This is a genomic window from Pragia fontium (assembly GCF_900638655.1).
Taxonomy (GTDB): Bacteria; Pseudomonadota; Gammaproteobacteria; order Enterobacterales; family Enterobacteriaceae; genus Pragia; species Pragia fontium.
Genome location: NZ_LR134531.1, coordinates 4,014,894 through 4,038,704, shown reverse-complemented (window position 1 = coordinate 4,038,704; position 23,811 = coordinate 4,014,894). Strand labels below are relative to the sequence as shown.

Here is a 23,811-nt window from a genome sequence, read left to right as displayed (position 1 = left end):
GGCGAACTCCACTCGGACAAAAGATCAATAAAAAGGTAAAAGGGAATGATATGGTTTTAGTCTTATCCCTTACCACGTACAACTTGGCTTTATATATAGAAATTCGCGCCAGGAATGTATAAACCGATAATGAATAAAGTCATCTGGTATTAGCATCCTGCCGCAATCGATCCGCCAACAAAGGGATCGCAATCCGCGCTCATAGATAATAGCGCAAAGCGCCAAATAGATCTTCCTTTCCATGAAGAAGATCTTAACTTTATCCACAGGCAGGGCGGAGTTTACCTGAATAAAGAGGGTAAGTGGCTACTTAGATCAAAAACTATTGATAATATATTGTAAAATTTATGCTTATTTTGCAATACGTTGTTGAAAAGTCGTTGAAAACCAGTGTGTAACTATTTTTACTGTGGATAAATATAATCTCACCAGGATAGCCTCATCGGTTGATCTTTCCTCTCAAATCGCGGTTTCGATCCCATCCATAGATCGTCGATCGTGACCCACCTTATTTGATCCACACCCCAACTGAGAGAGATGATCCGCAGCATTCAGATAACGATGAATATATATGAAAAGGATCTATTCACGATCCTTGCGATTTTTCAAGGAGCAAGTATAATCCTCAGCCCTACTTGTGGCGCTTCTCGCTCCTCAGTCATCCGGTTTTAGCGTTATCCGGCATTTTGTCTGCCTGATAATCAAAAAAACAGGAGAAAACTGAGGGTTGTAGTGGTAACTACGAGTTTTTAAGCAGAGATAAGCGTTCGGAATTGACTCGGGGCTGTACAATTATTACAATCCCGCCTCTTTGTACTTTGTGACTGAGGCGTCGATGGTTTTACCTCGAGTAGCTAAACGCATTGTACTAATTAGTAATAATTAAGATTTAGGTAGAGATCGCCATGAAACGCACTTTTCAACCGTCCGTATTAAAGCGTAACCGTAGCCACGGTTTCCGCGCTCGTATGGCCACCAAGAACGGCCGCCAGGTTCTGGCTCGTCGTCGTGCTAAAGGCCGTACTCGTTTAACTGTTTCTAGTTAATCGAGTTAACCATCTGTGTGGTTAAGCTTAAGCTAGCATTCCCCAGGGAGTTACGTTTGTTAACTCCCAGTACTTTCACATTTGTTTTTCAGCAGCCGCAAAGAGCCGGTAGTCCTCAAATCACCATTCTTGGCAGACAGAACTCGCTGGGTCATCCCCGTCTTGGTCTTACCGTCGCAAAAAAATACGTGAAGCGAGCTCATGAACGTAATCGAATCAAACGCCTAACCCGCGAGAGCTTTCGTTTGCGTCAGCATGACCTTCCTCCCATGGATTTTATTGTGATTGCCAAAAAAGGTATTGCCGATCTGGATAATGGCTTGCTGACAGAAACATTGGATAAGTTATGGCGTCGTCATTGTCGGCAGGTACCCGTATCTTGATTATGTTGATACGAGGCTATCAACTGGTGATCAGCCCTTTACTTGGGCCACATTGCCGGTTCCGTCCAACCTGCTCTCAATACGGAATTGAGGCATTGCGCAGGTTTGGCGTAGTGAAAGGTAGTTGGTTGACAATCAAACGCGTATTAAAATGCCATCCTTTAAACAAGGGTGGTGATGATCCAGTTCCGCCTAACAACACTGACAATAATAGAGAACATTAATAATGGATTCTCAACGTAATCTTCTTCTTATCGCCCTGCTGTTCGTAACATTTTTAATATGGCAGGCTTGGGAAACGGATAATGCACCACAGCCTGCACCTACTGCACAACAAAGTGCTGCGCCTGCTGGTTCTGCCTCAACCCAGTCAGAATTGGCTGCTGGTGAAGGTAGTCTGATTACCGTTAAAACAGATGTGCTATCCCTGACTATCAACACCCGCGGTGGCGATATTCAGACGGCTGATCTGTTAGCTTACCCAGAAACGTTAGGCTCAACACAGCCATTTAAACTGCTGGAAAAAGCCTCAGACTTTTCTTATCAGGCATTAAGTGGCCTGGTGGGTAAAAATGGTCCGGATAACCCGGCTAACGGCCCGCGTCCTTTATATACCACGGCACAAGACGTATTCGAGCTGGCTGATGGTCAAAAGGAACTGAGCGTTCCAATGACGTTCACCGATAGCAACGGCGTTAAATACACCAAAACGTTTGTCTTTAAGCGCGGTGAGTACGTGATTGCCGTTGACTACCAAGTTAACAACGCCAGTCAGCAACCGCTGGATGTCGTGCTGTTTGGTCAGTTAAAGCAAACCGCTAAACTGCCAAAATCCCGTGACAACGGTAGCAGCAACTTTGCGCTGCACACCTACCGCGGTGCCGCTTACTCTTCAGATGACAACAAATACAAGAAATACAGTTTTGATGACATCAATGATGAAAATCTGAAGCTCGACACCAAAGGCGGCTGGGTTGCCATGTTGCAACAATACTTTGCTACCGCATGGATCCCGAATAAAGACAGCCAGAGCACATTCTTTACGACTCACGGTGATGATGGTCAGTCATCTATCAGTTTCAGAAACACGCCGGTGGTTATCCAACCGGGTGCGACTCAAGAACTGGGTGCACAGTTGTGGGTGGGTCCTGAAATTCAGAACAAAATGGCCGAAGTTGCTAACCATCTTGATTTAACCGTAGATTACGGTTGGTTATGGTTTATCTCTCAGCCACTGTTCAAACTGCTGAAGTTTATCCAGAGCTTTGTCGGTAACTGGGGCTTCTCCATTATTGTTATCACCTTTATTGTGCGCGGTATCATGTATCCGCTGACTAAAGCACAGTACACCTCAATGGCCAAGATGAAGCTGCTACAGCCGAAACTACAGGCGATGCGTGAGCGTATTGGTGATGACAAACAGCGCATGAGTCAGGAAATGATGGCGCTGTACAAAGAAGAGAAAGTTAACCCACTGGGTGGCTGCCTTCCATTAATCATTCAGATGCCAATCTTCCTGGCACTGTACTATATGCTGATGGGATCGGTTGAACTGCGTCAGGCGCCGTTTGCCCTGTGGATTCATGACTTATCTGCACAGGATCCGTACTACATTCTGCCGTTATTGATGGGCGGAACCATGTTCCTGATCCAGAAGATGTCACCGACGCCGGTGACAGATCCAATGCAGCAGAAAATCATGACCTATATGCCGGTTATCTTCACCGTGTTCTTCCTGTGGTTCCCATCAGGTCTGGTTCTGTACTATATCGTGAGTAACTTGGTTACCATTATCCAACAGAAACTGATCTACCGTGGCCTGGAGAAGAGAGGTCTACACAGTCGCGATAAGAAAGAGAAGAAAGCCTCTTAATCCGCACTGACGTAGTATTATGCTTTACAAAAGGCGGTCATAATGACCGCCTTTTTTATATAATATTTTAAATTCCGTTATTTGACGTAAACAGAGAGCCCAGACATGAATACAACCGATACCATCGTAGCCCAAGCAACGCCACCGGGACGCGGCGGCGTCGGCATTCTACGGGTTTCAGGTAAGCAGGCCTGTGAAGTGGCTATCCAGCTATTGGGGAAAGTTCCTCAACCTCGCTATGCCGACTACTTACCCTTTCGTGACGCAGACGGCACCGTGCTCGACCAAGGTATTGCCCTCTATTTTCCCGGCCCCAACTCCTTTACCGGGGAAGACGTGTTGGAGCTTCAGGGCCACGGTGGTCCGGTCATTCTTGACCTGATACTCAAGCGCATTCTGGCACTGCCGGATATACGCATTGCACGTCCCGGTGAATTCTCCGAACGCGCCTTTCTGAATGATAAGCTGGATCTGGCACAGGCCGAGGCCATTGCCGACCTGATTGATGCCAGCTCCGAACAAGCAGCGCGCTCTGCCGTCAATTCTTTGCAAGGGGTCTTCTCCAACCGCGTTCATCAGTTAGTGGAAGCACTCACTCACTTACGCATCTATGTGGAAGCTGCCATCGACTTTCCCGATGAAGAAATCGACTTTCTGTCTGATGGAAAAATTGAGGCGCAGCTACATCAGGTTATCGCAGAACTGAGCGGCGTCAGAGCCGAAGCCCGTCAGGGCAGCTTACTACGGGAAGGGATGAAAGTGGTGATTGCCGGTCGTCCCAACGCCGGTAAATCCAGCCTGCTCAATGCGCTGGCTGGCCGAGAAGCCGCGATTGTTACCGATATCGCCGGTACCACCCGTGACGTGCTGCGTGAACATATTCATATTGATGGTATGCCTCTGCATATTATCGATACCGCTGGCCTGCGTGAAGCCGGAGATGAAGTAGAACGCATCGGTATTGAGCGTGCATGGCATGAAATCGAACAGGCCGATCGGGTACTATTTATGGTGGATGGCACCACTACCGATGCCACCGAACCGGAACAGATCTGGCCAGAATTTATGGCGCGGCTACCGGCGGAATTACCCATTACGGTGGTGCGCAATAAGGCCGATCTGACCGGAGAGTCGCTGGGTATCAGTGAAGTAAATGGTCACTCACTTATTCGCCTGTCAGCCCGTACCGGTGAAGGTATTCAAGTATTACGCGACCATTTAAAAGAGAGTATGGGATTTACCAGTAATACCGAAGGGGGATTTCTGGCCCGCCGTCGCCATTTACAGGCGCTGGAAACCGCGTCTCAGCACCTCGATCAAGGTCTGGAGCAATTGGTTGAAGCCCGTGCCGGAGAACTGTTGGCTGAAGAGTTACGTCAGGCGCAGCAGGTATTAAGCGAAATTACCGGTGAGTTTACCTCCGATGATTTACTGGGGCGAATTTTCTCAAGTTTTTGTATTGGGAAGTAACATTTTCAGTACTCAATAAAACAATTAGCCGATATAGCCACAGTACATCGTGGCAATATCGGTTTTTTTGATATTTATGGTGCCATTAATACTCTTCGGTCTTTAATTTAAAAACCATAAAGAATACAAATCGATATCTATTCCCCCGGCTTCATCATCACTTCACATAATCGCTTTAACATTCAGGTTCTCGCATTTCTTCATGGACAGAACCGATGCTTAAAAAATTAATAAAATATAATTTGCTGATACTGACGTTACTTTTTGTCGTCGGTAATATGATGATTTCCAGCTATAAAACTATAGAACCGGAGCCAAATGCCGATTCTATGATTATTCTTGGTGCACAGGTTATTGGTGAACCGGCCAGACCCAGCCGAACACTGCGAGAGCGTTTAGATGCGGCGATTCCTTACCTCAAAGAAAACCCCAATACCAGAGTGGTGGTCTGCGGTGGCCAAGGGGGAAGAGAAACCGCCACAGAATCCAGCGTGATGAAAAACTACTTAATCACTCACGGTATTGATAGCCAGCGTATTTATGAAGAGGATCGCTCTACCCGGACCGCTCATCAGTTTACCTATTCACGTTCGCTGGTTGAACTGGGCAAAACGGTTATTGTGACCAGCGATTTCCATATGCTGCGCTCACTGATGCTGGCGAAACGCTCAGGAATTGAGGACGTGTCAGGGCTACCGGCAGCGTTAGGCAAAGGAAACCGTGATAAGAGACGCGCACTATTCCGAGAACCATTAGCCTTACTTAATTCATTTTTATTTGATCATCCCATACAATAACAACTTACTGATGGATAATAAGATAAATTATTTTTAATTGTGACTCATTTTATATAACTAAATTACCGATGATTTTTATTATTTAACACTAATAAAATGCTTAATTAACCTATTAAAAATAAAAAATCACATCCATAACAAACCGGTGTCTCAATAGTATAAAAATAAGAGGATTATTAATTTTTATACTTGAATCTCTTTTCATTCAAATATAGGATTATCCATCCTGTATCCATATTGGATGGATATAGATTAGAAAATTAAGTTCGACTACATACCCCAGGAAGCAAGGATTAAAACATGGATAACAAAAGTAAATATTCAGAAAAATGGCAAACTCGTTTTGCTTTCTTCGACCAATATGGCGCGCCAGATACTCCAGAACATAAAGCCGCTATTAAAGCTGAAAAACCAATGCGTCGCATTTTATTCAATATGAATTTCATCGCCTTCTTTTTTGGCTTTATTTATTTTTTCGTACTGGGCCTATGGAAAAAGAATTTGGTGTTATTGGGTATCACCATCGGTATCGGTATTGTACTTGCCATTATAGAAGTCGCCACCGGTTTCTATCTACCACGCGGTGTAGATATGGGTATTAATATTGCCTGCGCCATGATGTGGTCAATGACCGCTAACTATGCCTACTATCTAAAAGAAGTAAAAGGCAGCGATAGCTGGAACCCGTTTGAAGGTATGCGTTTAGTTTAATACTGAAAAACTGATTTGTTATAATAAAAAACCCGCTAAATAATTAGTGGGTTTTTTATTTTTTCCAAATTAGGCATTCAGCTCTTCAATATATTTCAATAGCATAATATTCATTATTAAGTCATAGAGCTCAACCTGGTGATTCAATAAGCCTTACTGGCTAACAGCAACGGCTAATATGTCATAAGCTCAGGGAATCTATCCCCTCTGCTCATTGGGCAATAAAAAAGCCCACCGCATGAATCATGGGTGGGCTTAACTTTCATCAAATCAAGCGGGCTTATTTGCTCTTAAGTACACCCAGCACACGTCTGGTGAACAGAACACAAACAACCACAAATACCGTCAGCCCCAGTAGCTGCTCAACAATACCCGAGCCACCAAAAATCGGCCCCAGCCATGAGGTTAGCGCCAGAGGCGCATCACTGCCGCCATTACTAATACTGATAACAATCAGTACCGCCAATGACACCCCAACCAGACTCTCGCCGACAATCAAACCTGAAGCAATCAGCGCCCCTTTACGTTCAACCGGTTTAAACAGCGTTTTGAAATCCTCATTCTGCGCTTTAGCACGCTTCTTGACCTGAGAAGTAATAATCCATGACAACACTGAACCAATAATCAATGGCGCGGTGATCGCAGGTGGCAAGTAGATACCCATACCGACGGCCAGCGCTGGAATGCGTAATTTGCTGCCTTTTTTAGCCAGCAAAGCGTCAATGATAATCACAACAACCCCGACAGCCAGACCGATGTTAATCATCGTCCATTCCAGCTTATGGGAGAAGATTCCCTTAGCAATCGTGGTCATTAAGGTTGCCTGAGGAGCCGCCAGAACCTGACTTGGATCCATATCTGGACGTGGTGTTGCACCCGTAAAGCCGTAAGCGTTATATAGCAGCTCAAGCACCGGAGAAATAACCGCAGCACCCACAATACAACCGATTAATAGCGCCACCTGCTGACGCCATGGCGTGGCTTTAACTAAATAACCGGTTTTTAAATCCTGTAGGTTATCGTTAGAAATAGTCGCAATGGCCAAGACCGCACTGGTGGTAAAGATAGCTAATGCGGTGGCAAAATTAGTGCCTTTCTCGGTTTCCAGCATGCCATTCATCTCGCCCATCACCAGCAGCAGCAGGGAAATAACGGTGATCGCAATAATACCAATGCCGGAAATCGGGCTAGCGGAAGAACCAACTAAACCAGCCATATAACCACAGGCTGCCGCCACTAGAAAACCGATAGCAAAAGCAAAAATAACGGAACCTAACACCAGTCCCCAAGCCGTTGTCAGAGGTAAGCCACTGTCAGCAACAAAAGAATAGAAGGTACCAATCAGCACCAGAAACATCACCGCACTGATTAACAATACAATCTTCGGCGACAAATCCAGCTCCGTTCTCGGAATCACGTCACCGGTATTATTTTTATTCAGCGCACGTAGAGAGGTCTTCATGCCTTCAATAATCGGCTTAACCAGCGTTAATAGGGTCCAAATAGCGGCAATCGCTAAGGTACCGGCACCAATAAAGCGTACATTGTCTTTCCACAATCCCATGGCGAAAGAGCCAATTGAGCTTCCTTCAGGCACATCCATACCGGAGCTGATAATCGGAATAGCCACACCCCAAGCGATCAGTGTACCGATTAAAATAGCGATACCTGCCGCAATACCAATGAGATAACCGGCACTGAGTAACGCTAACGAGAAGCCTATTGGTAATTGGAAAATAGCCCGGCCTTGGGTAAACCAGTAGCTGGCACCGTCAGCCAGAATCCGTAAACCGTTAGTGGCAAAACTCACCGCGGCAGCAATAAAACCACCAAACAAAATGTCACGGAAACCACTATCTTTGTCGGCTGTTACATCATCTTTCTGGACCGCATCGTTAGATGACCGATCGCCATCTTCTACATGCTCACTACAGCCCGCCTTCAGAATCTCAGCGGCGGCAACCCCTTCCGGATAAGGCAGATTACTCTTTACCACCATGGCATGACGCAGAGGAATCGAGAACACCACCCCCAGCATACCGCCCGCTGAACAGATCAGCAGCGTTTGCCAGAAAGGGAAGCTATTCCAGTAACCAATCATCAATAAACCGGGCAGAATAAAAATAACCGATGACAGCGTACCCGCGGCAGAAGCCTGAGTCTGCACCATATTATTTTCTAATATGTTGGAGTTCGAGAACAGGCGTAACACGGCCATGGAGATCACGGCAGCAGGAATGGCTGATGAGAACGTTAATCCAACTTTCAGCCCTAAATAAACGTTTGATGCGGTGAATACCACGGTAATCAAAGCACCAATAATAATTCCGCGCAGCGTAAGCTCACGGAGCTGTGATGTATTTTTCATATCATTCATGTTGTTAGGTTTGCTTAAATTATTTTTACGCGACCTGATGCTTACCGGCACGCTGTATAAATATGTAGCATAAAATGCAGCATACATATTTTATTGGGGGGGATTATAACGAAATAATCGCAAAGAACTGCTACTTATTTTCATTAATGAAGCATAAGTTACTGGATATTTGCACAAATGTTATGAGATATAATTAATACAGCCATCTCAATAATAGAATATATGGCTAGCTAACATTTGTTTCCAGAGACTGTATTTCAAATGAAAACCGCGATTCAAAATCAACATAACCAAATGAAAATAAATAATATTATTATTTTCTTGATGGGATATCACAGCCTTAGCAAGCGGGTTATAACTCGGGCGATATCTCTTTTCAGATAGAGAAAACAGCAGGACAGGAAAGCAGTTATAGAAAACTCGACCGGATACCGCTAAATACCCGGTCGGAGAACATCAATCTTCCAAATTCTTAGGATCTTTAAAGAATGGTAGCGCCAGCATCGAGAGCAACGTTGCGCCTCCCAGATACCAGGCCGGAGCGGTCAGACTATCCAACCAGACAATAGACTGCGTAGCAAAGAACTGAGCAAAACCACCAAAGATGGCGACGCCGAGGCTGTAAACCAGCGCAAAGCCCAGCGCACGAATACGCTTCGGTAACAGTTCAGAGATGACCAGCATCCCCGGTACCGAGCCCAGCGTGGTAAAGCACACCATCACAAATACCACTGACAGCAAGAGCACCGGATTAGGGTAATTCACCAACAACCAGAAAGAGGGATAAGCCAGCAATAAAATAACCACGCGGGAAATTACCACCAGCTTTTTACGCCCGACCTTATCACACAATATACCGACCAACAGACCGCCGACAAACGTCAATACACCGGCCAATAGCATGGCAGCATAAGCATAGTTTTGGTCCATATGCAGATACTTAGCGGCATAAGTACCGTAGTAGTAAAGGGAAATATAGGTCGCTACCGTGCTACCAATGGTGATTAATACACCGACAATAATGGCCCGGCTATGTTGTGCCAGCAATTTCGTCGCGCTCTCACGCACCACTTCAACCTGACCTTTTGCTCCGGTGTGTTTAGGCAATACATCGTTTTCCAGCCCCAAACGCAACCAGCAGCCAATAGGTGCTAAGGCCACACCAATAAAGAACGGCACCCGCCATCCCCATTCCGACATGACATCAGGGGAGCCGGTAATCACTGGTAAATAAGCGCTTAAACTTAAGGCCACTAAGCCACCAAAGGTGGTTGCCAGTCCTTGCGTTGCCAGCGACCAACTGCTGTAAAAACCACGGCGATTAGCTGGCGCAGACTCTACCAACATTGACATGGAAGCACCCACTTCACCACCGGCGGCAATCCCCTGAATGAGGCGCGCCAATACTAAAGTAATGGTTCCCCAATAGCCTGCGCTGGCATAGGTTGGTGCAATACCGATCATTAATGTGCCTAAACTCATTAAGGAAATCGTCAGCACCATGGCCGGTTTTCGGCCAAAGCGGTCAGCATAAGCACCGATTAAAATACCGCCCAGCGGCCGCATAAAGAAGCTGACACCAAAGGTGGCAAATGCCAACAGTAAACCGATATTAGGATCGCTGCTCGGTGGGAAAAACAGCACGCCGATATACACCACAAAAAAGTTATAAACGCCAAAATCAAAAAACTCTAGCGCATTACCGAACGCAGAAGCAAAGATAACGCGACGCCCGCTAACCTTCTTGACCGGCGCATCAGCCTTTAGCACTTCTGACTCTGTAGACGAGATTGCATCTGCCATAGATTTTCCTTTTCCTAAAAAAACCAGCCAGAGTTTGGCTGGTATTTAATATTATTTATTTGTTTTTATTATTTTAAATAAGCTTCAGTCAGCGCCCCCCAGTAGGCACTGCCTGGAACCAGACATTTATCGTTAAAATCATAACCCGGGTTATGCACCATACAGGAACCTTCCCCTTTCTCACCGTTACCCACGATCAGGTAACAGCCGTTTGGATTAGCATCCAGCATAAATGCAAAATCTTCACTGCCCATCAATGGCTTAGCACCATATACAGCACGTTCTTCGCCAAACTGCTGCTTAGCAACCTGCCAGGCAAATTGGGTCATCGCTTCATCGTTAATTAACACTGGCGTACCGTTAATATGATTAACGTCTGCTGTCGCACCAAAACTCTCCGCCTGCGCCTTAATCAGAGCAGGAATTCGTTTCAATAACAGTTCACGAGTTTCACGGCTCAACGAACGAACGCTGAGTTTCATCACCGCATTATCAGGAATCACATTAGCGGCATCGCCGGCGATAATACTACCAACGGTAATCACCGCCGCCTCTAATGGATCAACATTACGGGAAACGATACTTTGCAGTGCGGTAGTGATATAGGAAGCCACCATCACCGGGTCGATGGCTTTGCTCGGCATGGCACCATGGCCACCGCAGCCATGAACTACGACCTGATATTGATCCATCGAGGCCATAAACGCCCCCGGTTGAAACAGGAATTGTCCGGTTGGGAAACCCGGCATATTGTGCATAGCGAAAATCGCATCGCAGGGAAACTGCTCAAACAGCCCCTCTTGCACCATCATTTCACCGCCGTTAATCATCTCTTCCGCTGGCTGGAAGATCAGATGCAGGGTACCGTTAAAATTACGGGTTTCTGCTAAATATTTAGCCGCCCCCAGCAACATCGTGGTGTGACCATCATGTCCGCAGGCGTGCATACGATTAGGAATTTTACTCGACCAAGGTTTACCACTGGCCTCATGAATCGGTAAAGCATCCATATCAGCCCGAATACCCAGCGTCTTTTTGCCATCGCCTACTTTTAGCGTGCCAATAACACCGGTTTTCGCCATCCCACGGTGGACTTGGTAACCCCATTCAGTCAACTTCTGGGCAACCAATTCACTGGTTTTAATCTCTTCCAATCCCAATTCAGGGTGTTCATGGATTTGGTGGCGAATATCACATAGTAGGGACTCATATTCCCTGACGGTTTGTTCAATCATGATGGTGTCCTTTATTTACATCCACTATTTAAATTCATCCTAAAAACAAGCAGTGGAAATGAGTTAGTCTCATTGCTATCTCAAACAATAAGCTGATTAAATACGGTTAATCATCCGAAAGAATTTTTGTGTTCAGACAAGATAGAAAATAGGTGGTTTCAAAACACGCTGACGGGGTTATACCCTAAATATAAACAACACAGTTAATCCGGTCTTTTTTCGACAATATCAGATTTATATCATTCATCAAAGGAAGGAATAACGCACTGAGTAGCAATCTATGCTAAATGTTAAAAAACAATAATTAATCAGAATCAGGCTATCGCAACATTTTATGTAAATAATTTTTTGTTTGATCAGTCGAGTTAAGTAGTTTTTTCAAATTAGACAGAATTACATAAAGTCGTTATCTATATATTGTTACCATTCCGTATGCAGAATATTTATCCATAAACTGCAACGAATAATAGTATTCAGGTCAACCCGGCGAATAATGCCCCTTGTTTCAATATCCGCACACGTTACAATCAAGCCATTACAATAGAATGGACTCCCTATGGTATTTTTTATCGCTTTTTTCGGTGCTGCCGTGGGGGGATTTCTCTCACTGATACTTAATCTGATCTATAGCAAGTCGTTTAAGAGAGCATGGATTATTCCAGCCTTAACCGCTTTATTTACGGCTAGTGCGGCAGTTATTGATGAAACCTATGGTTTTTTTGCCATCCTCGGTCTGTTTGGGCTACTGGTTTTGCTCTTTTTAGGGGGATTTTTTTACCGCATATTGAGTGATATAAAAGAAAAAATTGCCGAAGCAAAGAGAAAAAACGTCTCAAATTTTAAAATTTTCCTCTGGCTTGTCCTCTCTTCACTGCTGTTAGTTACCGCCTTTGCGATATTTTCTTTTGGCCCCATTGCCATTTTCGGCCTGTTTTTCCTCATCATGCTGGCCTCTTGGCTTGCTCCATCCACCCAAGGCACTTTCTTTAAGCTGCAACAAATTCTGCCTACCTCAAAAATCCGCTCGCTGGCAATGGGTCTGGTGGAAATCAAAGGCAACGTTGTCGCCAAGCAACAAATCAAAGCACCACTAAGCAAAAAGAACTGCATTGGCTACTACTACACCGAACATCGGATCAGCCGCGATTCAGAAGGAAAAAAACAGTACCGTCTGATTTCTGCCGAAGAAAATTACCAGCCATTTGAAATCCGTGATGAAACTGGCAGCGTTACGGTCATCCCCGATGGGCTGACTTTGGTTTCCTTTTCTCCATCGGCAGAGCGTGAATCGGGTGACCGTAGTTACACCGAATACGCCTTATTTGGCGGTGAGGAAATGATGCTGATTGGTGCCGCCGCAGAAAAAGGCCATCAAGTGGTGATTGAGAAAGACACCACTAAAAATATTCTGGCTATCTCACCATTCACTAAAGTCTCACAATGGAATAAAAATCGCCCCTTAGTGCAATCTGCCCTGACTTTCTGCGGCGTTGCGGCCTTCATTATTGCCATTATATTAAGCCTGCCATATACCTTTGACGGCCACACGCTTACGCTAATGTTTAATCACTCCCCCCTTCTCAGTTGGCTAATTAGATAGGGAAAGGATGCTATGAATTTACTAATATCGATTGTTATTATTGCGGTTCTGGTGCTGCTGATAATCCGCTATCTGATTAGCATCTATAACAAGATTGTTATTCTCAACAACTATGTTGAAAAAGCCTTTGCTAATATTGACGTTTTACTGAAACAACGGGCAAATGAAATTCCCGAACTAATTAACATCGCCGAAACGGCAATGGCACACCAAAGCGAACTGTTTTTACAGCTGGCGCAAATGCGCAGCCGTTACCTAAACAGCCGCCAGTCAGAACAAAAAGTTCGTCTGGCTAATCAAACCGATCATTTACTCAAACAGATATTAATGATTGCCGAAGGCTATCCTGAATTAACAGCCTTACATAATCTGACTGAACTACAAAAACGTCTCACTCAACTGGAAAATAAGATTGCCGATCGGCGTGAGTTTTTCAATGAGAGCATCACGTTGTATAACGTTGGCATTCAGGCATTCCCCAATATTATTTTTGCCAAACTGCTGGGTTATCACACCAAGTCACTGTTAAACATTTCAGTGGGAGAAAAAGAATATGCTGGCATTACCCTTTGAGCTATTTGGCTTCAGCCAATATATTGAAAATGAACCGGCAATGATGGCCTTTGTTGCCTCCTTCGGTGTATTACTGGCAGCATTCATGGTCGGGCTATTTATGCGTCTTCCACTGGTTAAACCGATCTTTGCCACCATCAGCGGAGGTCTAGCATTAGGGCTATTTCCCGGCTTTGGTCTGTCAATGATTCTCGTGTTCTCCGGCATTTCCGGTATCCATATTTTGCTTTCATGGCTGATTGTTATACTGACCAGCATTTCATTTGTCGCCTTCAATTACCGCAGATTAGCCAATTGGATGACCGACTTTACCGCAACCACACCAGAAAAAGCGCCAAAATCTAAACAGAGCCCAAAAAGAAGAAGGAAATAAACCATTATTCAACCGTTTTCACACTATTTCTCGGGTTAACCGGCTGAAAAAGTCACGCTGAGATTTCTTCTGCCCGTCGCCCTCAGATTCACGTACAATGCGCCTTATTCCAACCCTTTTTCTTTTTTAATAGCTGGCCTGACTATGACGCAATCCAATACTCCCCCTAAAAAGTCCTTTGCCAATGAAAAGTCGGAGCTACACGCGCGTAATCAGCATCGTCAGCGTTATGACTTCCCGGCGTTAATTGCCAGCTGTGCAGAGCTTGCACCGTTTGTTTCTGACAATAAGTACGGCGATTTGTCGGTTAACTTTGCCGATCCGGCGGCGGTAAAAGTGCTAAATAAGGCTCTGCTGAAGCATTTCTATCATATAGAACAGTGGGATATACCCGCCGGCTATCTTTGCCCGCCCATTCCAGGTCGAGCCGACTATATTCATTACTTGGCTGATCTGCTGGCAGCAAGCAATCACGGGGAAATCCCTCGTGGTTATCAGGTTCATGCGCTGGATATTGGCGTTGGTGCCAACTGCATCTACCCGATTATTGGTCACGTTAGCTACGGCTGGAAATTTGTCGGCAGCGATATCGATCCCACCGCCGTCAGCAGCGCTAAGTTGATTGCTCAAGCCAACCACCAACTGGCAAAAAGCATCGATGCTCGTCTGCAAAAAAACAGTGAGAATATTTTCAACGGCGTGATTAAAGCTAACGATCGTTTCGATATCACTCTGTGCAACCCACCATTCCATGCCTCAGCACAGGAAGCCGATGCCGTCAGCCGCAAGAAGCTGCGTAATTTAGGCCGACTGGAAGATGAAGCCAAGCCTGTACTGAACTTTGGTGGTCAACACCATGAACTGTGGTGTGAAGGTGGTGAAGAGCAGTTTGTCGGCAAAATGGCGCAAGAAAGTGCCGAATTTGGTCAACAATGTTTCTGGTTCACTACGCTGGTGTCCAAAAAGACCACGCTACCCGGTCTTTATCACGCTTTACGCTATGCCGGCGCCACCGAGATTAAAACCATCAATATGGCTCAAGGCCAGAAAGCCAGCCGTATTGTAGCCTGGACGTTTCTCTCCGATGAGCAGCGGGAAAAATGGATAACCACCCACTGGCACAAGGCATAACTGACAGCCGTCCGCGAGTCATATACAGCACAACGGCATATTGCTCTCGGAATAATTAAGCGTGTATTCTGACGTTTCGCAATGATGCGCAATCAGGAGGTCATGATGTTAAAAGGCAGCTGCTTATGCGGCGCGGTAACTTATCAGTTGGATCAAGAGATTAAACAAATCGTCTTCTGCCATTGCTCCAAATGTCGCAAAGCAACCGGAACGGCATTTAATTCAGCCACCGCGATCCATTCCGATAAATTTACCCTGCTCACCGGTAAAGATAAGCTAAAAAGCTTTAGTTCTTCGCCGGGCGTACACCGTTTCTTCTGTAGTGAATGTGGTTCTCCACTGTACAGCGCCAGAGATGGCCAACCGGAAACCTATCGTCTGCGCATCGGAACCTTGGACAGCACTATCTCTCCAACGGAGAAAATACATATTTTTACCGGTTCCAAAGCCGAATGGATTGAGTTGTGCGACAGTAATCCAAAGTATGAAGAACGCCCATAATAGCAGCCTCCCCTAATCCATAAGGCAGTTCATTAAAGCAATTGATATTAGCCCGATCGCTGTCGGGCTACTTTTTAATATCGCTATCATGGAAAAACCAACATTTTCCTCAGAAACGTGACATTCCCCCTGTTTTCCGCCAATAAACCCCCTTTCTATGCTGGTCAAAGCCTGAACTATCTACTAATGTAAATTAATTGTTACATTTCAGACTCATTACATCACTGACAGAGGAATGGTTATGCTAAGTAGGTTAAGAAAAGGCAGCATGCGTTATCTCATGATTGCTTTACTGCTATTTTGGCAGGGTTCGCTAGCGGCAAAAGTGGTTTCCTACGGCGTTGAAGAGGATATCTTCCACCCGGTTTACGCCAAAAATGGGATGGTCTCATCCGTTAACAGTACCGCTACCCGTGCCGGTGTAGAAGTGCTAAAAAAGGGCGGTAACGCGGTGGATGCTGCCGTTGCTATCGGTTATGTACTGGCAGTAGCCCATCCACAGGCGGGCAATATTGGCGGCGGTGGCTTTATGTTACTGCGCACCAAAGAAGGTAAAACTACCGCCATCGATTTCCGTGAAATGGCACCGTCAAAAGCCACCAGAGATATGTTTCTGGATGAAAAAGGCGATGCTGACGCCAAAAAATCCCTGACCAGCCACTTAGCTTCCGGCGTACCGGGTACCGTAGCGGGTTTTGCTCTGGCCAATAAAGAATATGGCTCAATGCCCATGGCTGAACTAATTAAACCGGCTATCAGACTGGCTAGAGATGGCTTCCCGGTTAATGAGGCATTGGCGGACGATCTGGATGTGTATGGCCGTGAAGTATTACTAAATAACCCCACCAGCCGGGCTATCTTCTTTAAACCCGATGGAACACCGTGGAAAAAAGGAGAAACGCTGGTTCAGACTAATCTGGCGCATAGCTTAAGTTTGATTGCCAAAGAAGGGCCAGATGCGTTCTATAAAGGGAAAATTGCCGATGAAATCGTCGCCGAAATGTCACAACACGGTGGCCTGATTAGCAAAGAAGATATGGCAAACTACAAAGCCGTAGAACGCACGCCAGTATCCGGCACCTACAAAGGCTATGAAATCTTCTCCATGCCTCCACCATCTTCTGGCGGTATTCATATTGTGCAAATCATGAATATTCTGGAAAATTTTGATTTGAAATCCATGGGGCAAAACAGCGCGGATGCTATTCATGTGATGTCTGAAGCCATGAAATACGCCTATGCCGATCGTTCAGAATATCTGGGCGACCCGGACTTTATCAAAGTACCGGTTAAGGCACTAACCAGTAAAGCCTATGCTAAGCAGTTGGCCAGCCAGATCGTTATGGATAAAGCGAACCCTTCTGCCAACATTAAACCGGGCAAACTGGCTCCATATGAAAGCGACCAAACCACACACTTTTCTGTCGTGGACTCACAGGGTAATGCGGTGGCGGTAACCTATACCTTAAATACTAACTTCGGCAGCGGTATCGTGGCTGGAAAAAGCGGTATTTTGCTAAATAATCAAATGGACGATTTCTCCGCTAAACCTGGGGTGCCTAACGTTTATGGTTTGATTGGTGGCGAAGCTAACGCTGTTCAAGCAGGCAAACGTCCTCTCTCGTCTATGTCACCTACAATTGTCACTAAAGACGGTAAAGTGGTTCTGGTTACCGGTAGTCCTGGCGGCAGCCGTATTATCACTACGGTATTACAGATTGTGCTGAATACCATTGAGTTTAATATGAACATCGCTGAAGCCACCAACGCACCGCGTATTCACCACCAATGGTTACCGGAAGAGATCCGCATTGAAAAAGGCATCAGCACCGACACCATTAACCTGCTGGAGAAAAAAGGCCATAAAGTCAGCGTTAAACCAACGATGGGAAGTACCCAGAGTATTGTGGTGACGCCGGAAGGGCTATTTGGGGCAGCAGACCCGAGATCGAAGGATGATTTAGCAGCGGGATATTAAATATCTCGGTAAATCTCGCTGCTAATAGCGTAGTGGTTAAATCAACAACAGCGCAAGCAGCGAGTGGGAGGCGTTAAGGCGAACGCCTCCTACATTGAAGGCTACCCAGAAAAATAAGCATGAATTTCTGACGATTATTTATATTGTCATCCCAGCGAAAGCTGGGATCTCGTTCTTAAGCCGAGTGTAGAAGGGAAGTCGCCAAAGGCGACCTAAATTCCGGGGCGTTCGCCCCAACGCCCCTTGCTCGCTGCTTGCGCAATTGCTGATTTAACCATTGAACTATTGGCAGCGAAATTTACAGAAAGACCTAACCAACCCCCTAACCTAGTGAATATCCGGCTTATACTCAAACGCACTTTCCGCCTGCGAATCACTAAACGTACTTAACTTACGTTTTTTATTAAACCAGCCATTAACCAATGAGTTAGGGAACACCTCAATACCGTTATTAAAGTCTTCCACATTTTGGTTAAAGATCCGAATCGCCGCACCGATATTTTCCTGTTGTTCAGCAATTTCGGACATTAGGTTGTTATATAGCTGAGAGGCTTTTAAATCGGGGTAATTTTCCGCTACCGCATACAAGCCATTTAGTAAATTAGTGGTTTTCGTGCGAGTATCCGACAATGTTTGTAAATCCATATTGTCTGCATTCAGCTGCTGTAGTGACGATCTCAATTCGGTAACCTGAGTCATGATAGAACGCTCATATTGCCCATATTGCTCAGCAATTTTCTCCAGATCGGGGATGATATTGTTCTTTTGACGTTCCTGTACCACCACATCAGCCCATGCACGAGCAACGGCGTTCATTCGGCTAACAATGCCGTTATAAATCATAATGCCGATGATAATCACCAGCGCTACAAGACCTACGGGAATCCATAATTCTAACATTAGCTATTTTTCCTGAAGTTACTGTCTGAATAAATCATCAGAGTATGAATATGCTCTAACGCTTTTTGCAGCTTAGGCAAGGCATTGTGCTGCCTAACCTCGCGAATAAATCCATCGGGAGAGTTAAAGTCATTGTTTCTTGGCAGGGTGATCACATCATCGTCGCGAAACGACATACACAACTCAGCCTGCGGGTTAAATTCAAAGTTTAGCTCACTAAACACCGCAGCAATCTCTTCACAAGCAATCACCACGCTTGGTTTAAGAAAGCGAGCAGCGTTCATTTCGCTATCGGCCACCACCCGGTACAACCGGTTAAACTTATTCGAGGCGGGTTTATAAGTACTCCCCGATAAACCGCTAACCGATTTGCCAATTAAAGCCACATGACGGATAAAGGTAAAAGGCAGATAGATACCATAACGATCGTAGTGGTCATATGTAGTGCGGGTTCTCACTCGTCCTTTACTATCCGTTGTCACCGTAACTCGCTTATCCACATAGTGAAAATGATAGAAGTAATAATCAAAGGCATGTTCTTTACCCTGATAATGCCCCTGATATAGTCCGTGGATTTCCTGAGAGTAGTTACCTCGGTCAAACTCATTAAAACGGCTTGCCAGTTCACCAGCCTGCTCTACCGGATCGACCTCTATTTGACTGAGCCCATTATCAAACAGTAAATCCATTTGAAACAGCCGATCTGCCAACTTGCTAATTGAACTATTTTTACGCCAAACATAAACCAGCGCAGCAATCGCCCCAATGCCCAACAGCACTAATAAAATAACCACCTGACTACTAAGGTGGTTATAGGAGAGATACTGATAACCACCGATTATCACCCCAGCGATAACCGCCAGCACGGCACATATATAGGGTTTGGTATGGCTAAACTTCAGCGGCCCATCAAACGATTTAACCAGTTTAATAGCCTGAACTAAATCCTCTTGATGCTGTGCGACATCCAACCTTTCTTTTATTGAAGCTAAAAGCGCGTCTATCCTTTGGTTGCGGTTTTTAGATTCTGCCATGTTGACTGATTCATCCCTGTTGTACTGGAGACGTGAAATATTACAGACATCTTATCCCAGTCAGGTTTAGAACAACAATGTCGCATTAAAAACGGCCGCAGAACGCGGAGTCCTTTGGCCGTTAATATTCACCAAACTTACGACGCTTTTGCCAATAGCGCGGTATATACCCTATCGCGGATATCCTGCACAAACTCGCCAAACAAGCCCTCCGGCGCAGTATTGGTTAAAATAACCACGCTCAAGCTCTGTTCAAAATCAATAAACCAGTTATGGCCGTATACCCCGCCCCAACTAATCGTACCCGGTGACTGTGGGGAATCGGCAATCATCGGGTTTCTCAACACCTGCCAGCTGGAAGCAAATCCCCATCCCGGATTCATTTCCTGAGTGCCTGCCCGATCGGTCAATAGCTGGTTAAGCGTAGCTTGACTGAACAACGGATAACCATCGGTGCGTAACACCTGCAAAAGACGTTCAACATCCTCAGCCATGCCGACCATACCCGCGCCACCGGACTGAAATGCTGTCGAGTCAAAAGCCCGACCCGGAGAGTAATGAATACCGCCAGGCATACCGCTTTGTTCATCGACCATCAGCTCATCTTCCCCCATTCGCCTTGGGCGTGGGAAGTCATTCACATAAGGCTCTGCTAACCTGTCAGAATCGGTAACGGTAAAGTCAGTCTGGGAAATACCTAATGGCTCTGTCACCAGAGAACGGATAGCTTGCGACAGATCCGTACCATGTACTTCAGCAATCACGCCGCCCAGTACATCGGTAGCAACTGAATATTGAATAGCCGTGCCCGGTGGATACAACAGCGGTACCGACGCAATTCGCTTAAGATTTTCTTCCAACGTCAAACCTGAATTATCCAGTCCGTCAGAAATTTCAGCCTGATGATAGGGGCCATCCGGTGATTCGGAAAAACCGTAATTCAAACCGGCAGAATGGCACAACAGATGACCGATGGTGATATCCGGTGCTGTACCGTCCGCCAGCTTCGGCGTGAACCAAGGTAACCATTGAGTCACCTTATCTTCCAACTTTAATTTGCCTTGATCCAGCAATACACCAGCCGCCAGCGTAGTAAATAGTTTAGTCACCGATGACAGACGAAATAGCGTGTCCAACGTCACCGGTATCTGACTTTCCCAATCGGCATAGCCTGCCGCCCGCTGATATACTCGTTTTCCACACTGCGAAACCAGCACCACGGTACCAACGATAGTTGGCGTTAAACCATCACCCGGATTGATAGCATCATCAATGACATTGTCTAAAGAGCGTTGCATTCATCGTCTCCTCTGCCGCGGTATTTATCCCACGGGATTTATTTATATTAGGTCACTCCTGATAACTATGCTGGCGTTGCTTAATCATTCCCTAAACAAAAATAACCTTTTTCCTAATATATTAACTGCCCGCAGAATAACCTACCCACCAAGAGGAAATGCGTTTACATAAAACAGGCGCTATTTCAAAGGCAGATAAATATCCGTTAGCAGTTCATGGATGGCGACTTCATGTACAAAATTAAAATAATGAAAATACATCGGGAAGTCACGTAGCTCCTCCTCGCTTGTCGGTAGCCAATCACGGTACAAATATCGTGCACTCTCGGTTAAAGAACAGTGTGATCCATGATGACGCACTACCGCACAACGTCCGGCAGGTATTATGCCGTTTATCACGCCAAATGGATTATCCTCTGGAATCAGCGCATCAACCGAACCACAAATATCGAAGCGGAAGTCGTCTGGCTTGGTCGTTAGCGGGTCGTGAGGAGCAATACCGTAGGTTTGGCTAGTTCTCACCGGCGAAAGCCCGGTGGTTTTTCGCCACTCAATAAAACGGGCTGCGGTTTCGTTTAATCGCTCAGATTGCCCACGATGAGCTAACATCGCTACGGCTATTGCGGGAAAATTAACAATACTGACTTTCATCGTTTGTGTCCTTATGCGTTTCGGTTCTGGAATGCACTGGGACCAAGCGACCCAAGCCGGTTTTTGACGAAACTGACTGGGCGTTAGTCCAAATACTTGCTTAAAGGCACGACTAAACGATTCTGGATTTTGAAAACCGACATCCAACGCAATATCGATGATTTTTTCCAATGGATTAAAGACCAACCGATATGAGGCATGCTTCAATCGCATCAGTTGGATATAACGCCCAACGGGCATACCGCAGTAGCTGGAAAACTGGCGGTGGAAGTGATAAGGCGAAAATTTCGCCACTTCACATAACTGTTCCAACAAGATCGTCCTATCCAAATGGTGCTCGATATAATCGAAAACCTGATTGAATCGTTTAGCATAAGCGCCAGTTTTATCATCGTGCATCGCTGCATCCTCCAAGGCGATCACTATGCATAAGAACAAAAAAGACTTCCTGACCGATCTTGCTGACTTTCCATTTTATTTTAGCAAGGCATTCGCATTCTATTCCGGGATAAACAGCCAAGAATATTGTTTAGTTTATATGAAGCAGGTAAGGTGCCAGCTATTCCTGAAAAACTTTAATTGATCAGATCAACAAAATGACAAAATCCTCACCACCCGCTATGCACCTGCTAAGCGATGAAGAAATCGAAGCGCTGGACGTCGATAATCTACCGGAACTGGGCTCGATTGAATTTAACGATCCCAACGATATGCCCGCTGAAATGCGCGAGCAGCTGTTTCTCAGTATGGTTGAACAAACTGACGATCCAACCTATATGCTGGCGCTGGCCGACCTCTATTTACTGGAGCTGGATCGACCACAAGATGCCAAGCTGTGGCTGGATAAGATGCTGGCTCTCGATTACCTGCCTGCCTATATCACCCAAGCGCAGATGTATATGTACGGCAAATACTTCGACCAAGATCTGGATAAAGCAGCGCAGCTGTTTGAACAGCTGATTGAACGTTATACACAGGATGACAATATTGAGCAGCACAGTGAACAGTTAGCGTTCTGTTACCTGTCTCTGGCCCAGCTTTATCAAGCGCAAGAAGATATACCGCAAATGCTGAGCCAATACTTTAATGCGCTTCAGTTAAGCAGTCAGGAAGCCGCCTCAACGATGGCACATATGTTCGATCCTGACATCACCGATGACCCAGCCTGTAAAGCTGAACTCAGCCTACTTCATTGCGCTCTTCTCACATTAAGCAACGAGTTTTTACTTCAACAGTCTGAACAGACCGAAGACAGTGAACTCAAACAGCTGCTGCTATCGCACTATCAAATGGCAGCGCATGAGCTTGAGCAAAGCGACAACGCCGGCCAATTAACGTCGGCACAGCAAGAAAAAATCAATGAACTGATTGAGGCGTGGAACAGAGGGGAACCTCAGGTATTGATGGATGCCATCGTGAGTTATATCAACGGATAATCTCGACGGCGATGTCGACCGGTCTCAGACTGGTCGACATTAAATACCTGACGAATGATTAAATTTAACCCCGTCATAAGCGACTTCTTGAGCGCTAATGGCTAATAGCGGCATCCGCTGATAGTTCAAGAATCTGGCACACAATACGTCTGGAAACACGGTAATCCCAATGTTGTAAAGGTTAACTGAATCATTAAAAGACTCCCGACGATGGGCAATTTTATCCTCAATGTCACTCACCGATTTTTGTAGTTCAATAAAACTTTCACCGGAGATCAACGTCGGATAATTTTCTGCAATGGCAATTACCGATTTCAATGCTTTTTCGATTTGATTAGAAGCATCAATTTTGTTCTGCATAGAGCCAGCATTGAGATAGGCGCTCCGGGCATCACTTAAAGCGGTAAAAATTTCGCGCTCATGAGACATCGCCTTAGACGTAATCTCAATCAGGGAAGGTATCTGGTCGGCACGCTGCTTAAGAATCACATCAATATTGGCAAACGATTTATCAACATTGTTGCGCAGCAGCACCAACTGGTTGTAGACACTCACAGCCCATATGCCAATACCAACAACAATAAAAACCGCGACTGCAATAACAATCAGAACCATATTCCTTGCTCCATAACCGATTAGGC

Annotated in this window: 22 protein-coding genes; 14 read left to right on the top strand and 8 right to left on the bottom strand. The window is 45.6% G+C overall.

Going from position 1 to position 23,811, the window contains the following annotated elements; translation table 11 throughout:
- The first annotated feature begins 905 nt into the window (after positions 1-905).
- From rpmH to EL341_RS17485, 7 genes are all read left to right on the top strand, one after another.
- Entirely contained in the window at positions 906-1,046 is a 141-nt protein-coding gene (rpmH, locus tag EL341_RS17515) for a 50S ribosomal protein L34 (protein WP_047779474.1), read from the top strand.
- Positions 1,047-1,063: 17 nt separating this feature from the next.
- The gene (rnpA, locus tag EL341_RS17510; RefSeq protein WP_071845425.1) at positions 1,064-1,429 is read left to right on the top strand and encodes a ribonuclease P protein component; all 366 of its coding nucleotides are present in this window, start codon (positions 1,064-1,066) and stop codon (positions 1,427-1,429) included.
- Positions 1,393-1,653 carry a membrane protein insertion efficiency factor YidD gene (gene yidD, locus EL341_RS17505; RefSeq protein WP_071845422.1) on the top strand — a complete coding sequence of 87 codons (261 nt, stop codon included), beginning with the start codon at positions 1,393-1,395 and terminating at the stop codon, positions 1,651-1,653. The genes rnpA and yidD overlap by 37 nt, the downstream gene beginning before the upstream one ends.
- Positions 1,654-1,655: 2 nt before the next feature.
- Entirely contained in the window at positions 1,656-3,302 is a 1,647-nt protein-coding gene (gene yidC, locus EL341_RS17500) for a membrane protein insertase YidC (RefSeq protein WP_074824445.1), read from the top strand.
- Positions 3,303-3,407: 105 nt separating this feature from the next.
- Positions 3,408-4,772, top strand: coding sequence for a tRNA uridine-5-carboxymethylaminomethyl(34) synthesis GTPase MnmE (gene mnmE, locus EL341_RS17495; protein ID WP_047779471.1), 1,365 nt, complete (start codon positions 3,408-3,410; stop codon positions 4,770-4,772).
- A gap of 215 nt (positions 4,773-4,987) precedes the next feature.
- A complete protein-coding gene (locus EL341_RS17490) occupies positions 4,988-5,569 on the top strand; it encodes a YdcF family protein (RefSeq protein WP_047779470.1) in 582 nt (193 codons plus the stop codon).
- Positions 5,570-5,869: 300 nt separating this feature from the next.
- Positions 5,870-6,280, top strand: coding sequence for a DUF2628 domain-containing protein (locus EL341_RS17485; RefSeq protein ID WP_047779469.1), 411 nt, complete (start codon positions 5,870-5,872; stop codon positions 6,278-6,280).
- Positions 6,281-6,560: 280 nt separating this feature from the next.
- Here EL341_RS17485 and EL341_RS17480 read toward each other — a convergent pair whose 3' ends face one another.
- The 3 genes from EL341_RS17480 to EL341_RS17470 form a co-directional block, all read right to left on the bottom strand.
- The gene (locus EL341_RS17480; RefSeq protein WP_047782424.1) at positions 6,561-8,648 is read right to left on the bottom strand and encodes an OPT family oligopeptide transporter; all 2,088 of its coding nucleotides are present in this window, start codon (positions 8,646-8,648) and stop codon (positions 6,561-6,563) included.
- A gap of 465 nt (positions 8,649-9,113) precedes the next feature.
- Positions 9,114-10,460, bottom strand: coding sequence for an MFS transporter (locus tag EL341_RS17475; RefSeq protein ID WP_126468223.1), 1,347 nt, complete (start codon positions 10,458-10,460; stop codon positions 9,114-9,116).
- A 68-nt stretch (positions 10,461-10,528) separates the two neighbouring features.
- Positions 10,529-11,695, bottom strand: a complete 1,167-nt coding sequence (locus tag EL341_RS17470) for a M20 aminoacylase family protein (RefSeq protein WP_126468222.1) — start codon at positions 11,693-11,695, stop codon at positions 10,529-10,531.
- Positions 11,696-12,251: 556 nt separating this feature from the next.
- On the opposite strand from EL341_RS17470, the gene EL341_RS17465 reads away from it, so the two are divergent.
- From EL341_RS17465 to ggt, 6 genes are all read left to right on the top strand, one after another.
- Positions 12,252-13,295 carry a hypothetical protein gene (locus EL341_RS17465; protein WP_126468221.1) on the top strand — a complete coding sequence of 348 codons (1,044 nt, stop codon included), beginning with the start codon at positions 12,252-12,254 and terminating at the stop codon, positions 13,293-13,295.
- A 12-nt stretch (positions 13,296-13,307) separates the two neighbouring features.
- The gene (locus tag EL341_RS17460) at positions 13,308-13,868 is read left to right on the top strand and encodes a LemA family protein (RefSeq protein WP_126468220.1); all 561 of its coding nucleotides are present in this window, start codon (positions 13,308-13,310) and stop codon (positions 13,866-13,868) included.
- On the top strand, positions 13,849-14,241 hold the full coding sequence (locus tag EL341_RS17455; RefSeq protein WP_114987417.1) for a hypothetical protein: 393 nt from the start codon (positions 13,849-13,851) through the stop codon (positions 14,239-14,241). Before EL341_RS17460 ends, EL341_RS17455 begins: the two co-directional genes overlap by 20 nt.
- Before the next feature lie 144 nt (positions 14,242-14,385).
- Positions 14,386-15,372, top strand: coding sequence for a 23S rRNA (adenine(1618)-N(6))-methyltransferase RlmF (gene rlmF, locus EL341_RS17450; RefSeq protein WP_126468219.1), 987 nt, complete (start codon positions 14,386-14,388; stop codon positions 15,370-15,372).
- Positions 15,373-15,474: 102 nt separating this feature from the next.
- Positions 15,475-15,873, top strand: coding sequence for a GFA family protein (locus EL341_RS17445; RefSeq protein ID WP_074824459.1), 399 nt, complete (start codon positions 15,475-15,477; stop codon positions 15,871-15,873).
- A gap of 268 nt (positions 15,874-16,141) precedes the next feature.
- Positions 16,142-17,851, top strand: a complete 1,710-nt coding sequence (ggt, locus tag EL341_RS17440) for a gamma-glutamyltransferase (protein ID WP_232036624.1) — start codon at positions 16,142-16,144, stop codon at positions 17,849-17,851.
- A 327-nt stretch (positions 17,852-18,178) separates the two neighbouring features.
- On the opposite strand, the gene EL341_RS17435 is transcribed toward ggt, so the two are convergent.
- The 4 genes from EL341_RS17435 to EL341_RS17420 all read right to left on the bottom strand — a co-directional run bounded on the left by EL341_RS17435 (position 18,179) and on the right by EL341_RS17420 (position 22,133).
- The gene (locus tag EL341_RS17435) at positions 18,179-18,751 is read right to left on the bottom strand and encodes a LemA family protein (protein WP_074824463.1); all 573 of its coding nucleotides are present in this window, start codon (positions 18,749-18,751) and stop codon (positions 18,179-18,181) included.
- Entirely contained in the window at positions 18,751-19,785 is a 1,035-nt protein-coding gene (locus tag EL341_RS17430; protein WP_126468218.1) for a hypothetical protein, read from the bottom strand. The genes EL341_RS17435 and EL341_RS17430 overlap by 1 nt, the downstream gene beginning before the upstream one ends.
- A 137-nt stretch (positions 19,786-19,922) precedes the next feature.
- The gene (locus EL341_RS17425) at positions 19,923-21,083 is read right to left on the bottom strand and encodes a serine hydrolase domain-containing protein (RefSeq protein ID WP_074824468.1); all 1,161 of its coding nucleotides are present in this window, start codon (positions 21,081-21,083) and stop codon (positions 19,923-19,925) included.
- A 180-nt stretch (positions 21,084-21,263) separates the two neighbouring features.
- Positions 21,264-22,133 (bottom strand): AraC family transcriptional regulator, encoded by an 870-nt coding sequence (locus tag EL341_RS17420; protein WP_074824470.1) that lies wholly within the window; start codon positions 22,131-22,133, stop codon positions 21,264-21,266.
- A 197-nt stretch (positions 22,134-22,330) separates the two neighbouring features.
- On the opposite strand from EL341_RS17420, the gene EL341_RS17415 reads away from it, so the two are divergent.
- Positions 22,331-23,170, top strand: a complete 840-nt coding sequence (locus EL341_RS17415) for a tetratricopeptide repeat protein (RefSeq protein ID WP_126468217.1) — start codon at positions 22,331-22,333, stop codon at positions 23,168-23,170.
- 39 nt (positions 23,171-23,209) lie between these two features.
- Here the strand turns inward: EL341_RS17415 and EL341_RS17410 are convergent, their stop codons facing one another.
- Entirely contained in the window at positions 23,210-23,785 is a 576-nt protein-coding gene (locus EL341_RS17410; RefSeq protein WP_074824473.1) for a LemA family protein, read from the bottom strand.
- Between the last annotated feature and the right edge of the window lie 26 nt (positions 23,786-23,811).

Coding starts and splice junctions, on each gene's coding strand:
- rpmH (WP_047779474.1), top strand. CDS start 906: ATGAAACGCACTTTTCAACCGTCCGTATTAAAGCGTAACCGTAGCCAC.
- yidD (WP_071845422.1), top strand. CDS start 1,393: ATGGCGTCGTCATTGTCGGCAGGTACCCGTATCTTGATTATGTTGATA.
- yidC (WP_074824445.1), top strand. CDS start 1,656: ATGGATTCTCAACGTAATCTTCTTCTTATCGCCCTGCTGTTCGTAACA.
- mnmE (WP_047779471.1), top strand. CDS start 3,408: ATGAATACAACCGATACCATCGTAGCCCAAGCAACGCCACCGGGACGC.
- EL341_RS17490 (WP_047779470.1), top strand. CDS start 4,988: ATGCTTAAAAAATTAATAAAATATAATTTGCTGATACTGACGTTACTT.
- EL341_RS17485 (WP_047779469.1), top strand. CDS start 5,870: ATGGATAACAAAAGTAAATATTCAGAAAAATGGCAAACTCGTTTTGCT.
- EL341_RS17480 (WP_047782424.1), bottom strand. CDS start 8,648: ATGAAAAATACATCACAGCTCCGTGAGCTTACGCTGCGCGGAATTATT.
- EL341_RS17475 (WP_126468223.1), bottom strand. CDS start 10,460: ATGGCAGATGCAATCTCGTCTACAGAGTCAGAAGTGCTAAAGGCTGAT.
- EL341_RS17470 (WP_126468222.1), bottom strand. CDS start 11,695: ATGATTGAACAAACCGTCAGGGAATATGAGTCCCTACTATGTGATATT.
- EL341_RS17465 (WP_126468221.1), top strand. CDS start 12,252: ATGGTATTTTTTATCGCTTTTTTCGGTGCTGCCGTGGGGGGATTTCTC.
- EL341_RS17460 (WP_126468220.1), top strand. CDS start 13,308: ATGAATTTACTAATATCGATTGTTATTATTGCGGTTCTGGTGCTGCTG.
- EL341_RS17455 (WP_114987417.1), top strand. CDS start 13,849: ATGCTGGCATTACCCTTTGAGCTATTTGGCTTCAGCCAATATATTGAA.
- rlmF (WP_126468219.1), top strand. CDS start 14,386: ATGACGCAATCCAATACTCCCCCTAAAAAGTCCTTTGCCAATGAAAAG.
- EL341_RS17445 (WP_074824459.1), top strand. CDS start 15,475: ATGATGTTAAAAGGCAGCTGCTTATGCGGCGCGGTAACTTATCAGTTG.
- ggt (WP_232036624.1), top strand. CDS start 16,142: ATGCGTTATCTCATGATTGCTTTACTGCTATTTTGGCAGGGTTCGCTA.
- EL341_RS17435 (WP_074824463.1), bottom strand. CDS start 18,751: ATGTTAGAATTATGGATTCCCGTAGGTCTTGTAGCGCTGGTGATTATC.
- EL341_RS17430 (WP_126468218.1), bottom strand. CDS start 19,785: ATGGCAGAATCTAAAAACCGCAACCAAAGGATAGACGCGCTTTTAGCT.
- EL341_RS17425 (WP_074824468.1), bottom strand. CDS start 21,083: ATGCAACGCTCTTTAGACAATGTCATTGATGATGCTATCAATCCGGGT.
- EL341_RS17420 (WP_074824470.1), bottom strand. CDS start 22,133: ATGCACGATGATAAAACTGGCGCTTATGCTAAACGATTCAATCAGGTT.
- EL341_RS17415 (WP_126468217.1), top strand. CDS start 22,331: ATGACAAAATCCTCACCACCCGCTATGCACCTGCTAAGCGATGAAGAA.
- EL341_RS17410 (WP_074824473.1), bottom strand. CDS start 23,785: ATGGTTCTGATTGTTATTGCAGTCGCGGTTTTTATTGTTGTTGGTATT.